The organism is Diplocloster hominis, assembly GCF_032380655.1.
In the GTDB taxonomy this organism is placed as follows: Bacteria; Bacillota; Clostridia; order Lachnospirales; family Lachnospiraceae; genus Diplocloster; species Diplocloster hominis.
Map to the genome: position 1 here is coordinate 130,680 of NZ_JAWDIY010000007.1, position 13,549 is coordinate 144,228.

The 13,549-nt window shown below is 48.2% G+C and carries 16 protein-coding genes; 8 read left to right on the plus strand and 8 right to left on the minus strand.

All coding sequences use genetic code 11. The annotated features are described in order from the left end of the window. The first annotated feature begins 2 nt into the window (after positions 1-2). Complete coding sequence (locus ABC831_RS08825; RefSeq protein WP_002584960.1) at positions 3-212, plus strand: transposon-transfer assisting family protein; 210 nt, start codon at positions 3-5, stop codon at positions 210-212. A 201-nt stretch (positions 213-413) separates the two neighbouring features. On the opposite strand, the gene ABC831_RS08830 is transcribed toward ABC831_RS08825, so the two are convergent. The 3 genes from ABC831_RS08830 to ABC831_RS08840 form a co-directional block, all read right to left on the minus strand. After that, the gene (locus ABC831_RS08830; protein ID WP_055143071.1) at positions 414-1,748 is read right to left on the minus strand and encodes a relaxase/mobilization nuclease domain-containing protein; all 1,335 of its coding nucleotides are present in this window, start codon (positions 1,746-1,748) and stop codon (positions 414-416) included. Further along, entirely contained in the window at positions 1,709-2,038 is a 330-nt protein-coding gene (locus ABC831_RS08835; RefSeq protein ID WP_002584958.1) for a plasmid mobilization protein, read from the minus strand. Before ABC831_RS08835 ends, ABC831_RS08830 begins: the two co-directional genes overlap by 40 nt. 201 nt (positions 2,039-2,239) lie before the next feature. Further along, positions 2,240-2,596 (minus strand): helix-turn-helix transcriptional regulator, encoded by a 357-nt coding sequence (locus tag ABC831_RS08840; protein ID WP_002584957.1) that lies wholly within the window; start codon positions 2,594-2,596, stop codon positions 2,240-2,242. Positions 2,597-2,994: 398 nt separating this feature from the next. Between ABC831_RS08840 and ABC831_RS08845 the strand changes: the two genes are divergently transcribed. The 7 genes from ABC831_RS08845 to ABC831_RS08875 all read left to right on the plus strand — a co-directional run bounded on the left by ABC831_RS08845 (position 2,995) and on the right by ABC831_RS08875 (position 7,914). Then, positions 2,995-3,180, plus strand: coding sequence for a cysteine-rich KTR domain-containing protein (locus ABC831_RS08845; protein ID WP_003431289.1), 186 nt, complete (start codon positions 2,995-2,997; stop codon positions 3,178-3,180). A gap of 16 nt (positions 3,181-3,196) precedes the next feature. After that, positions 3,197-4,180: a 23S rRNA (adenine(2503)-C(2))-methyltransferase RlmN gene (gene rlmN / locus ABC831_RS08850; RefSeq protein WP_002584956.1), complete on the plus strand. Its 984-nt coding sequence runs from the start codon at positions 3,197-3,199 to the stop codon at positions 4,178-4,180. A 473-nt stretch (positions 4,181-4,653) separates the two neighbouring features. Further along, entirely contained in the window at positions 4,654-5,091 is a 438-nt protein-coding gene (locus ABC831_RS08855; protein ID WP_002604474.1) for a sigma-70 family RNA polymerase sigma factor, read from the plus strand. Beyond that, positions 5,075-5,317 (plus strand): helix-turn-helix domain-containing protein, encoded by a 243-nt coding sequence (locus tag ABC831_RS08860; protein WP_002604473.1) that lies wholly within the window; start codon positions 5,075-5,077, stop codon positions 5,315-5,317. Before ABC831_RS08855 ends, ABC831_RS08860 begins: the two co-directional genes overlap by 17 nt. A 458-nt stretch (positions 5,318-5,775) precedes the next feature. Continuing rightward, entirely contained in the window at positions 5,776-5,949 is a 174-nt protein-coding gene (locus ABC831_RS08865; protein WP_002604472.1) for a transposon-encoded TnpW family protein, read from the plus strand. 77 nt (positions 5,950-6,026) lie between these two features. Then, a complete protein-coding gene (locus ABC831_RS08870; RefSeq protein WP_002604471.1) occupies positions 6,027-7,700 on the plus strand; it encodes a recombinase family protein in 1,674 nt (557 codons plus the stop codon). A 28-nt stretch (positions 7,701-7,728) separates the two neighbouring features. Continuing rightward, complete coding sequence (locus ABC831_RS08875) at positions 7,729-7,914, plus strand: helix-turn-helix transcriptional regulator (protein ID WP_343247793.1); 186 nt, start codon at positions 7,729-7,731, stop codon at positions 7,912-7,914. Positions 7,915-7,927: 13 nt separating this feature from the next. On the opposite strand, the gene ABC831_RS08880 is transcribed toward ABC831_RS08875, so the two are convergent. The 5 genes from ABC831_RS08880 to dapB all read right to left on the minus strand — a co-directional run bounded on the left by ABC831_RS08880 (position 7,928) and on the right by dapB (position 13,549). Then, on the minus strand, positions 7,928-8,986 hold the full coding sequence (locus ABC831_RS08880) for an aldose 1-epimerase family protein (protein WP_343247794.1): 1,059 nt from the start codon (positions 8,984-8,986) through the stop codon (positions 7,928-7,930). Positions 8,987-9,026: 40 nt separating this feature from the next. After that, a complete protein-coding gene (locus ABC831_RS08885; protein ID WP_343247795.1) occupies positions 9,027-10,142 on the minus strand; it encodes a hypothetical protein in 1,116 nt (371 codons plus the stop codon). 26 nt (positions 10,143-10,168) lie between these two features. Further along, entirely contained in the window at positions 10,169-12,019 is a 1,851-nt protein-coding gene (locus tag ABC831_RS08890; RefSeq protein ID WP_343247796.1) for a hypothetical protein, read from the minus strand. Between the two features lie 198 nt (positions 12,020-12,217). Further along, positions 12,218-12,643 carry a hypothetical protein gene (locus tag ABC831_RS08895; RefSeq protein ID WP_343247797.1) on the minus strand — a complete coding sequence of 142 codons (426 nt, stop codon included), beginning with the start codon at positions 12,641-12,643 and terminating at the stop codon, positions 12,218-12,220. A gap of 129 nt (positions 12,644-12,772) precedes the next feature. Beyond that, positions 12,773-13,549, minus strand: a complete 777-nt coding sequence (gene dapB, locus ABC831_RS08900; RefSeq protein WP_343247798.1) for a 4-hydroxy-tetrahydrodipicolinate reductase — start codon at positions 13,547-13,549, stop codon at positions 12,773-12,775.

Consider the following 13,549-nt stretch of genomic DNA (forward strand, 5'->3'; position numbering starts at 1 on the left):
GCATGAATACCCGCTTTACCATTGAGGAAGAAAACATTGTTGCGATCTACGCCGAGGACAGCCGGGAAACAACGCTTGAAAATATCCTTGCCGCCATGCCCTACATGGACGAGGATATGCGCCAGCTTGCCGCCGCAGCGGTGAACAAGCTGCAAGCCATGACGGACAGCGAGTTTTCCGAAAGGGAGTTTATCTTGACCGACGAGGAATAGCCCATAGAGAACAGGGGCGCGGTTGCCGATTTCCGGCACCGCGCCCCTGTTCTTTTTTTGTCCTTGCGTGGACAATTAGAAAGCCGTTTTTGCGGGTTTGAATATACTTTATCGTCTATGTCGTTTTCATGCGCTGGAAGCCGCAGAAACACAGGCGTTTTCAGCCCTTAACATTCCACTTGCCACCCCATGTTTTGCGCCTTATCGCTCCTGCTCCCGCGCCCTGCTTTGGGACGGGTAAAGAATACTATCGACGTTCTTTTTGACAACGCCGTATTCCTGCATTTGCTTCTTGGCTTGCCGATAATCTTCATACAATTTGGTTTTCCTGTCGTTTAAGCTTCTATACTCCTTGCGCAGCGCGGCGAGATCGGGCAGCTTCTTTATCTGCATTTCCTTTAATGCCCTTGCCGCAGCTTCAAACAGGATAATTTCGCTTTCATGTCCCCGCAGATACTTTTCCTTGTCCGGCGATTTTCGGTATTCATCGTAAATCGGTTTTAACTGTCGGTATGTGGTGGTGTGCTTGATAAGCAGCGACAAATCAGACATACGCTGTTCCACTTCCTTAACCGCCTTTGCCGCCGCGTCATGGGCGGTCATAATATCCGCGATTTTGCTTTCAAGTTCGCTGTAATACTCAATCTTATTTTCGGTTAGGAAGTTCATGCTTTTAGCAGCCTGTTTCAGATTATGGATTTTCGCCCACCGTTCATAGCCCGCCGACTGTTGGGCTTTGATACTGTTTTCAAGATCAACGACAAGCCGGATTTTTTTATCTTCCCGCAGCGTTTTTGTTTTGGCAACATACACGCCCTTGATACGCTCCTTTATCGCTTCTTCCGTATAGGCCGCGCCGAGCGTCTTTGTGCGGGTAAACCGTTCCTGTCCGGCGGCGCGGAAAGAAATGTATTTGCCCTGTTTGATTTCATATCCCATTTCCTGCAAGCGGCGCAGCAGTTCGTCAAAATCTTTCACTCGGGGAATGAGGTTATCTATCGCCGTTTTCAGCTTGGCTTTATAGCTTGTACCTTGCTTTTCGGCGGTATATTCCGCATAGCTTTTCCCTCTGTCCTGTCCCGGCACGACGACGGATAGCCCATGCTCTTTACATATCCTGTCGCTGGTGCGCCGGATATGGTAATAGCTTTGTTTGTTGGAATGGTACTTTTTGTAGTCAACGAAGCTGACCGAGTTAAAAATCAAGTGATTATGCAGATGGTCTTTATCGACGTGAGTTGTCAAAACAAACTCATACTTGCCGCCTAATACCGCCCCGGCAAGTTCCATGCCGATTTTGTGCGCTTCTTCCGGTGTGGTTTCTCCCACCGCAAAGGATTGTATCAAGTGCCGCCCTAAATGTGTGCCGCGATCTCCGGCAGCTTCCCGCGTCCATGCAAACTCAATATCGGCGGTTTCCAGCCCGCAGCCGAAAGAGGACGCAAGCAGCTTCCCGTCTGTCTTTTCGGGATTTAAGATATAGTCTATCGCAGCCTTTAAGGTTGATTTAATAGGGTGCGTCTTTGTAACCGCCATATCTCGTCCACCGCCTTTTTAATGTCCTCTATATCCTGCCTGTAAACCGTCCCCGTCGCATTGGCGCGTTTTGCAATTTGGTTGATGTTCCGGCTCACCGCTTGCAGTTCCCGGATATATGCTTTTGTGTCGCTTCGGTCAACGACAAGAATATACCCGTCTATCGCCATTTTACGGAAGTATGCCCCATACTGCTTTATGGGAAGCTGCTTCATCTTCTCGTCGATCAGCCGCTTTTCTTCTTCCGTAACGTAAAACTTCATCTGTATATTTCTCTTTCGGTTTTCCATTTCCGCACCGCCTTTCGGTATAAGGGTTTGGGATTATCCCAACAAGCATTTTCCGCAAACGGGTACTCGTTTGCTGTGCTTGCTATCTACTCCATACCCCCACCGAAAGGCGGTATTTGTTGCGCGTTCCTTTGATTTTGGACGCAAAAAAAGATTGCAGCCGCCATGCGCTGCAATCTCCCGATTTCTCATATTGTGAGGTTAATCCTCTGCTTTTTCGACTTCCGTTATCTCCCTTGCTGTTGCGGTTACAATCCGTATGCCTTTATCGCTCATACCGTCCAGCAGCGCGTCAAGCTGCCGCCGCCCGGTGGATTTCTCCGCATTGCTGTTCGGGAAGAAAAATTGATCTACCGAAATATGATACCGGGTTACAAGGTCATAGAATACCTGTAAACTCGGCTGTTGTCCCTTGTTCTCGATATTCGCAAGGTAGCGCGGGGAAATATATAACTCGTCGCTTACCTTTTTGCGGCTCTCGCCGTATTCATTTCTCGCGGCTTTTATAGCTGCCCCGAAAGCCTTAAAGTCGTACAATGGTACGGGTCTTTTTGCCATTTTCATTCACCCTGTTACATTTTACAGTTCACCTTTCTTTTTGGATATGTCCACACAATTCATATCATTAGGTTAAATACTTCCTGTTGTGTATTGACAGTAGACTGATTTTCTGATAAAATAAAATTTATGTAAAAGGAGGCGGCGTTTATGTTGCATAGCATGCGTATTAGATAAGCATTGAAAAAAAGGATTTTCCCATTTTCAACATGGGCTTTTTTGTCATGCTTATTTTGCGGATGCTATACAAAAAACTAACGACGTATAGATATAGTATAGACATAGTGCAAGCTATGCCTTAGTTTTGTTGTACTGCTCTGTGCATTATAAATGCAGGTCAATGCTCATGTTGAGGATTGACCTGCATTTTTTTGTGTAAAAAGGACGAGTGAAATATAATGCTTAAAAAATATTGGATAAAATGTCCGATTTGTAACGGAAAGACGAGAGTTCAAGTATTTCATAATACTGTATTAAAAGATTTTCCTCTTTTCTGCCCTAAATGCAAATTGACGCATATCATTGATGTAGAAAAATTAGAGATTGTAATCAAAAATACAGAAAAACAAACTTTTATTATTTAGAAGAAAGGATATAAAAATGAAACGTTTACCTAAATATACGCCTGCGGAAGTACGGAATGATCCATACGGATTTACTTACAAAGAAATGTCGGAAGTTATTGGCGAGAATGAAGCAAAAGCCTTATATGAAGAATTATATAAGCAATTACCACGCAAAAAAAATCTATCAATGTTGGTAAAAAATATTTGCAAAAGCAGTGATACTGAAAAGTATGTTTACGAACTGAAAGACAACAAATACATTGAAACGGTTTTTATCAAGCGGCGAGATGGTGGAACTGTTTGCGTGAGCACACAAGTCGGTTGTCCTGTTGGTTGTATTTTTTGTGAGTCCGGGCGAAATGGCTTTGTTCGTAATCTAACATCGTCAGAAATCGTACAACAGATTATATTGTTGCGTCGAAAAGTAAACCGTATCGTTTTTATGGGTATGGGAGAGCCTTTATTCAATTATGACAACTTGATAAAAGCAATCCATATTCTCCGAGATAGATATGGGCTCAACTTTCCAACCGACGGCATTACCATATCAACAGTTGGTCCGGTCGATCAATTAAAAAAATTGCGCGAGGAACATCTTAAAATTCAGTTGACAATATCTTTACACGCAGCAACACAATCTGCAAGAAATCGTATTATTCCTCACATGCGCATATATGCTATTGAAGATGTTGTTAAGCAAGCCTTATCCTATTCTGAAAGGCATAATCGCAAAATTGTCTTTGCGTATTTGCTTTTACCGGGTATAAATGACCGGCCCTCAGATGTAAGACAACTTGCAAAATGGTTTCGGGGCAAAAAAGTTATGATTAACGTGTTACAATACAACCCAACAAGCAATTCAAGAATTAAAGCACCACAGAAACGGGAAATAGTTGCATTCAAACATCAATTAGAGCAAGCAGGACTTGAAGTTACTATGAGAGTTTCTCATGGCAGAGAGATTAACGCGGCTTGTGGACAGTTAGCTAACACATATAATAAATTCAAAAAAAAATGATTAAAAGTGCCAGACGCATAGACGCAGAGCCGATAACGCATTAGGTCAAAAAACCTATGTGTTATCGGCTTTTTTATTTAATATTGCGCAAAAGCCGCTGTTCCCTATTATAGAATGGATTGCGGGTAGTGTATTAAAGTCGCCCTTTTTTAAGGATACGGCGGTATCGGGGAGGTATCGCCGTGTCCATTTTTATTTACTGTAACCCGCCTAATGCTTTGCGGTCAAAAAAAGCTATGCTCCGCAAGCGGGATATTCCGGCTATGAATGTGAACTGTCAATACATTTAGCTACTGCTTACATTTCCTTTGCGCCCGTCCGCGTCTTGCGGACGGGCGCATTTTGCTTTTTTCAACTTTTTTCTGAAAAGCGCACTCAAGAGCCATCTCCCGAACGGGTACGGAGCGAAAGGGGCAGAGAGGACAAGCCCTTAACTCCCGTCCTCTACTCCACGCGGGAAGGAGGTGAACTCTATGGAGCTATCTTCTTCCGACAAGGAAAGAATACAACATCAGTACGACGCATTAGCAAAGAAAACTTTGGTCGGCGAAGCGAAAAGCCACCGCCGCACTCTTGCGAAACGCGCAGCACGCGAAGTTACTTTTTCGGATTTGAGCGAAAGCGAACTCGCGCAGCTTTTCACAACGGACGAATACGAAAGCGATTATTTCCGTTTTCAAGTGTCCGGCTTTGATGTACTCGTCAAAAATGAACTGCTTGCCGAAGCCCTTAACGCTTTGCCCGAAAGGAAACGCGACATTATCCTTTTGTCCTACTTCTTGGATATGAGCGACGCGGAAATTGGCGAACTGCTGAATGTTGTACGCACGACGGTTTTCCGGCACAGGAAATCCGCGCTTGCGAAAATCAAACAGTATTTGGAGGGAAAAGCAGATGATGAATACCGTTAGGAAGTCTGAAAATCTGTTGCCGTTCCCTGTCATTTCCGCAGCGGCAAACGGCGACACAACCGCCATGTGCGCGATCTTGAAGCACTACGAGGGTTACATAGCGAAACTTTGTACCCGCACGCTGAAAGACGACGCGGGCAATACCTATTCCTATGTGGACGAGGAAATGCGTAACAGGCTGCAAGTGCGCCTTATTACCCGCACCCTTGCTTTTCATGTAGGATAATCTTTTAGCCCATGCGGGGAGCGTGTCCCCTTTCCACGCTTTCCGTTATGGGCTATTTGTCGTTCCGCAAAAGCATATCCGCTGTTGATGTGCTTTTGCAGGCCGACAAAGCCTATTGTTCTTTGACAAAGAAAGCGGCCTTTGGTGCGCAGCATAACAGGCAAACGGGTACATTCCGTCTGTACCGAGCCAGTCGGCGGGTACGCCATGACAGCTTTTCCCCATAGGGGAAAAGCCGAGCGAGAACTACCGCGCCGTAAAACAGGTTTAGCAGCTTGTGGGCGACGACATACAAGGCGGCACAATGATACTCCCGCGTTGAACACCCTCAAAGTATTGCGCGGCGCACCCATAAGCATGGGCCGGGGTGAAACTCCCGTGAGGTTGCAGCTAACAACCGCCCGTTTTTGCCTTTTGACGAATATAGTTTATCCATACAGGAAAAGGAGGTTTTTCTAATGGATAAAAAACAGACAATTACAACCGAACGCAAAATAGGGAAAATCACCTATCTTGTTCAAGCGTTGCCGAGTGAAAAGGCAACCGATACAATCCATAAAAAGATTGAGAAACTCATTGTAAAGGATTTGCAGAAAAAGCCCGGAAATCCGGGATTTTTAGCGTCCGAGTAGTGCATTAGGCGGCGGGATATGGTATAATGATAGCAACACATTATACCTGTTTATTCGGCTGTCGGAAAGGAGGACTAATGTTACAGTCGAATAAAATCACCGCCCTTTACTGCCGTTTAAGTCAAGAGGATATGCAAGCCGGAGAAAGCGGAAGCATACAGCACCAAAAAATGATACTTCAACGCTATGCGGACGAACACCATTTTTTGAACACAAAGTTTTTTGTGGACGACGGATTTTCCGGCGTGAGTTTTGAGCGCGAGGGGCTGCAAGCGATGTTGCAGGAAGTGGAAGCCGGACGAGTGGCGACGGTCATTACCAAAGACCTTTCCCGTCTTGGCAGAAACTATCTGAAAACGGGCGAACTCATAGAGATTGTATTTCCCGAAAACGGAGTACGCTATATCGCGATCAACGACGGAGTTGACACAGCGCGGGAGGATAACGAGTTTACCCCCTTGCGGAACTGGTTTAACGAGTTTTACGCCCGCGACACAAGCAAGAAAATCCGCGCAGTTAAACAGGCACAGGCGCAAAAAGGCGAGCGCGTCAACGGGGAATATCCATACGGCTATATCCCAGACCCGAACAACCGCCACCACCTTATACCCGACCCGGAAACCGCGCCGATTGTCAAACAGGTTTTCGCTATGTTTGTTAGCGGCGTGCGTATGTGCGAAATCCAAAAATGGCTTGCGGAAAACAAAGTCTTGACGATTGGAGCGTTGCGCTATCAGCGTACAGGACAGGCGCGGTATCAGCGGGCAATGATCGCCCCCTATACTTGGCCGGACAAAACGCTCTATGACATATTAGCAAGGCAGGAATATTTAGGGCATACCATAACCGCGAAAACTCACAAGGTATCCTACAAGTCGAAAAAGACCCGGAAGAACGAAGAAGAACAACGCTATTTCTTCCCAAACACCCATGAGCCGCTTGTTGACGAGGAAACCTTTGAACTTGCGCAAAAGCGGATTGCTACCCGCCACCGCCCGACAAAAGCAGCGGAGATTGATATTTTTTCCGGCTTGCTGTTTTGCGCTGGTTGCAGACATAAGATGTATTACCAACAGGGCGTAAATATCGAGCCGCGCAAGTTTTCCTATTCTTGCGGCGCATGGCGCAACAGGGCAAGGACAGGCAGCGAGTGTACCTCTCATTATATCCGCAAAAACGTACTTCTTGATTTAGTGCTGGAAGATATGCGGCGGGTTTTGCGGTATGTTAAGGAACACGAACAGGACTTTATCTGTAAAGCTACCGAGTACGGCGACATGGAAGCGAGAAAGGCATTAGCGCAGCAGCAAAAGGAACTTTTCAAAGCACAGGCGCGTATGACCGAACTTGACACGCTTTTCCGCAAGCTGTATGAGGACAACGCATTAGGCAGACTGACAGATGAACGGTTTGTGTTTCTAACTTCCGGCTATGAGGACGAAAAGAAATCCCTTGCCGCAAGGATAGACGAGTTACAACAGCAGATCGCAACCGTTACCGAGCGAAAAAGGGATATATCAAGGTTTATTCAGATTGTCGGGAAATACAGCGACATACAGGAATTGACCTATGAAAACGTCCATGAGTTTATCGACCGTATTTTGATACATGAATTAGACCGGGAAACCAACACCCGGAAAATCGAAATCCATTATAGCTTTGTCGGACAGGTTGATACCGAGCAGGAGCCGACGCAAGTTGTCAACCATGACCGCCGCAACATGGTAGATGTAAAAAGTATCGCTATCTAACCCCAGCAAAGAAGCGACCGGACTGACCATGCAGCAATATCTCATCCGGCTGCGGATCGGAAAAGCCAAAAAACTTTTATGCGCCACTTCCCACAGCATAACGGATATCGCTTTGGAGACCGGTTTTTGTGACTGCCAGCATTTCTGCAAGGTCTTCAAACAACTGGAAGGGATCACGCCGACCCAATTCGGCCGCAGTGTCCCTTCCCGATAACATGTGATATCCTTTACTGCCCAAGGGCTTCCAGTTTTGCTTTCAGCTCAGCCCATTCTTCCCGTGTGGAGAAAAACCGGATGTCCAGCCGGCATACCACCTCTTCCTGTGGTTCCAGCCAGCGAAGCGTACCGTTTCGTTCTTCAGGCGAGGTTCCTCTGATATGATTGTTACACGGTTCCAGCGCCATAATATAATCCCTTTTTTTCGGATACATCCACTGGCCAAGATACGGGAGATTTGCCTGTTGATATCTTACTTCCACACCGCAGAAACTGTCCTCCCTCTCCTTCCACAGTAAAAAACCAGTGTTGCCTTCGCTGTCCGTTTGCAGCTCATGCAGATAAGTATAGTGCGATGCCTGGGCTTGCAAAGACGGCATGCCCTTCCTCTGTTCCATGTGCTGCTGCGAAAAATCATCCCAGCCCTGCGTATGCCGTGCCGGTATATAGATTCCGGTATCCGGACTCAAAAACGGATATCCGAAATTCATATGATACAGCAGCATAAAAGGGGTCCGGTCTGCGGACAAATTGCTGATTCTGTCCTCTAACTGTATGCGGCCGCTTCCCAGACTGGTCTTTACGGACCTTCTGACACTCATCTGTACTCCCTGGTGCCGGGTCTGATCAACCCTGCCGGCCACTTCCATCACATAGTCCTCCCCCTGCCAGTCCGCTTCACACCGTTCCAGTCTCGCGGGGAGGTTGGAAACCTGGCCGTGGAGGCCATAGGGCTGTCCTTCGAACACACAGGGATCCCCCACCTGAGTCAGGCCGCAAGTGGTCAGAAAGCCCCCGCCAAAGCTCTGCAGCCATTCTTCGCCCCGCTCATTGTAATACTGGGGGGCGGTAACGCCCGCGGCCGCCTGGAAAGTAAACCCACAGTCCCGGTACACCAGTCTTCCCAGATCCATACCTCTGTCGATTAAGACCGTGTAGCGCAGGCCGCATCCGTCATCCACGTCGACCGCTTCCACTCCCTTTGCCTTCCCCTCCAGCATCTGATAGCGTTTTATGCCGCCGATCTGACTGATATCCCCAAGATAATCCAACCATTTCCTGTACGCCATAATCAGTACTCCTCCTTATTCAAGGGGTTCTTCCGCAGATTTATTTTTCGAATTCGATCTCCCACAGGGAGGTACCTGTAGCAAACAGCCTGGCCCGCCGGCCTATCCGATCGTCATTGTCGTAATCTTCAGCCGGAAATACGCTGACATACCACCCGGTCATACTGCCGTCCGGCGCGGTTGCCTGTCTGGCTTCTTCCCCGTCCAGAACTTTTACCGGTTCAGACCATCCCAGCGGATTGGAAATATCGGGATTAAAGGATACATAATATCCTTCCATGTTCCAGGTCCCGTCATTTACCCGGTTCAGGAACATGACATAGGTGTTAAGCCAGGTATTCCAGTGGACAACCGGCCCCCAGAACGCGTTGGCCTGTTTGCTGTGCCAGTCCTCGAACACCGGAATGACCGGCTGGGCGTATCCGCCGATTCCCGGTTCCTGCCAGGCTCCGTCTCTCCATTTCCAGACCTTCCCTACCGGCTGATCCAGATCCTGAAGGCTCATCCGGGCAAATCCCAGCCCCTGATTCTCCTTTCCCCCGTAAAATGTGGTGATAAAAAAGTATACATACTCTTCTTCCTTATCCACACAGGTTCCAAAGTCTCCTTCGCCTCCAAAATACCAGGCATCCGAAGATTTGGTGGATACCAGGTCATCCGGCGCCGAAAGAACAAAGCCCAGATCCTTCCAGGTTTTTCCTTTGTCCTCCGATACCAGGGCGCCGACTTTGGGCTTCGTCGGGTACCGTTCAAAGAATTTGCTGCCCGGCGGAATACTCATCGTACGCAGCGTCTCTGTTTTTTCCTGCTGCACCTGGCTGCTATCGTAATAATCTCCAGGCTTTTGCAGGCCGTCCGGTTCCAGATGGTACCACCCATAGAGTTTCCCACCCGGAACCTTCCAGATCCCTTCCAGCCACTCGCCGCCGTTTTGCAGTACATCCAGGGTCACTGGCTCACTGGGCCCCAGTTCATCGAGGCTGGTTCCGGAAGTCCTCCAGGGCAGCTCCCAGGAATTAAAAATATACAAACGTCCTTCTTCTGAATCCCAGAATCCAGGACTGTGGCAGTCCGTTTGACTCTTATCATTTACTTCCGGCACTCTGGCTCCCGGGTAGACAATCTTCGGGGCAGGTATTACTTTTACTGATGGCATTTTCTACCTCCTATCTCTTCTTTTCTTCAGCCTTTTTTCCACCGCAGCTGTACCACAGTGCATCCGCCCGCTCCCTCGTTGACCAATTCATAATCACCAAAACAGGCCGGAACGATCACACTCTGCCATTTTTCAATCTGAGACTGGTACTGGGGATTCTCCTTGGATCTGATCACTACTTTATCCCCCACCGTCAGTGTCAGGATCTGCATATATTTTCCCCCGGTCGAGTTCTCCCCATGCTTCTCAAAATGGATTCTTTCAATATGAAACGGCATTTCCGGTACGGTATCATATTGATCCATGCTGTACTCTTTGTTCCAGTCCTGTACCCTGGGTTTTGCCAGCAGATGATCCTTCACCCATTTTTCCCTGCGGCACTTATCCATGCGGAATCCATGTTCGGTATGCATCTTCAGCGGCCGGCCCGTCATATCCTGTGTGGAATCCTCCCAGGACTTTCTGGCAAAATCATACAGGAAAAAAGAATATTCTGTTCCCGCATTGCTGGTACAGGTGTCCATCTCCAGGATCAGCTGGTTCCCGCCATGTCCATGGACCGTCCCCGGAGGGATCAGGTACAGATCCCCTTCGCTGCTGTCCCAGCGGGTGACATAATCCCGCCAGTTCTCAATTGGGGTCTGGTTCCCGGATTTCCGGCAGAGCCGCTCCCATTCCTCCATATCCGCATCCTCCCGGTAACCCAGCCAGGTATTCGCGTCCTGATAAGCTTCCGCCACATAATAAGTTTCATATCTCCCAAGGGGCTCTTTAAAATTACGGCGCACATAATCCGTGCTGGGATGCAGATGAATGGGCATGCTGGTGCGCTCGGACGGCTGAGGGGTATCAAAGTAACCGTCATTGAGCCAGACATCGAAAGGCAGGACACCGGGATAGGTCTCATGAATATAAGATCCGACGAACTCTTCCGGATACTGCATCAGATTCATCACCGGCATCTGAATCATTTCATCGTTCCCGATATCAACCAGAATGCTAAGCTCCGGGCCGGCCGTTTCATTCCACGCATTGCAGCCCAGGCCCGGTACATCCCACAGATCTTTGTACCGGTATGCTCCCCAGTTACCGGGCTGAAAGATCTTCACCTCTTTGACCGGATAGCGGACAAGCGTTTGGATGATCTCATCGTAACTCTCCCGGGGCATACATTTCGGATGCTTTGCATCCACACACTCCACGTAATAATCCATACGCTGCAGCGCGTAATCCTTTTGCCGCAGAAGGAGATAGTGATCTATGTAATAGTATTCCTTCCAGTTATAGTCCGGGTTACTGCTCTCGAAGCCAAAGGGTACCAGCTTGCCGTCCCACATTTTCCAGAGAAGAGGCTGCCTGGTGAAATCAAAATAGAAATACAAATCGTATAAATCATCCAGTTTCCTGCTGCCTGATCCGTATCCGAACACGAGGATCGCAGAGCAGTCCTCCGAACGCTGATCCCTGCGGATCATCAGTTTTTCCCGCAAGGCTGCACATTTCTCTTCGTCCAACAGATCCTCGATCACGCCGTCCTCGCACACGATGCCGAAACTGGGATCTTCTGTCAGATAAGGTTGTTTGTACTGCCCGATGCTTTCTTTCGATTGAAACAGGCCGGCTGCCGGAACCGGCTCCACCGCGATCTTCCTGCTCTTGCCCAAGCTGCTTAATTCCTGTAGAAGCACAGTCCAATCTACTCCGTACCATCCTTCCATCGCTACCAGAACCGTACTTTTTGAGGACTCATACTTTTCACGGATCTGGTCCAGAATAAAACCAGCGACCGCCCCGCTTCCACTGACAACAGACGCGGCTGTCTGTTCGGATACCCGGATTCGGTTTTCCGCATTGTGTGCGTATTCATATAATGGCATTTGTTTTACCTCCTCTGCTTTATCGATATATAGAGGATATAGGAAAACAGAATTTTTTTATTGAATCAGAGTGTATTTTTAGTGTATAAAAGTAACTCTTATGAATGAAGCGTCGGCATACGAAAAAAAAGACCGGCATATGAAAAAAAGACCGGCATCCGGCCATTGCCGGATACCGATCCATTTTTCTATGTTCTTTTAATACCATCCCCTGCAGTTTCTGTATCTGCAGCGTCTCCTATGCATTTCATTCACCAGCATAATAGCGATCATGTCTTCCAGCCAGTTATTTCTGGGGGGTCTCCGGTAGTTCATGGAAGTGACATCCTCTGTCTCTTCCGTCTGCACCTCAACCGCCTGCACTCCGCCCTCCAGATGTTTTACTCTGTTGTAAATGGTTCCGCAGATCTTCCGGAACATCAGCTGATCGGGATATTCGTCAAACATTACGCTGCCATCGTATTCCAGCTTATCGCATTCGTCCTCCACGACCGTCTGGACCTCTTTCGCCACATTCGGATACAGGTTCTTAAGTCTCTCCATATCCCAATCCTGCTCCAGACCCGCATAATTATATACCGGCTCCGGATAGTTCATATAAAAAGGGGTAAACTCCATGTTCATGAGAGAGCTCCTTCACACTAACATATACCTTACTATATGCAGCATTCCTCAAAAAGGTTCCCTCTTAAGACCACTGAAAATCTGCAGGGACATCAGGCTGCAGCTTCCGCAAGGAAGCCGGCCTCCCAACTACCGGCAGCCCTGACAGCTTCCCTCGATCACATGGCTCATATTGTACATCCCTGCCGGTTTGCCGGCCAGGAACTTCGCCGCCTGAACCGCGCCTTTTCCAAAGATAGCCTTGGAATAGGCGGTGTGTTCAAAGGTAATCACCTCATCCGTGCCGGCGAATATCACTTCATGCTCTCCAACAATCGAACCGCCCCTCACAGCCTGAATGCCTATTTCATGGGAATCTCTCTTTTCCCGTTTCTGGCTGCGGTCATATACATAGGTATATTCATCCGGAAGCGCGTCCCTTAAGGAATCGGCCAGGGCCAGCGCTGTCCCGCTGGGAGCGTCCACCTTCTGATTGTGATGTTTTTCTACGATCTCCATATCAAATCCCGCCGGCGCCAGCACTTTGGCCGCCTCCTGGATCAGCTTCAGCAGGATGTTGATTCCCATTGACATATTTGCGGATTTCAATACGGCAACTTTTTCACTGGCCGCATTTACCTTCTCCAACTGCCCGCCGCTCAATCCGGTGGTGCACAATACCACGGGAATCTGTCTTTCCACACTGTAATCAAGCAGCGCATCCACTGCTTTTGCCGATGCGAAATCGATGATCACATCCGCCTCCACATCACAGTCCTGTATGTTCTCAAATACCGGATACTCATTCGCAACTCCTGTAAAAGGGTCCACACCGGCCACGATCCGTGCCTCAGTGTCTCCTTTGAACAGTCCGGTGATCACCTGCCCCATTTTTCCATTACAGCCATGCATAATCACCTTTATCAT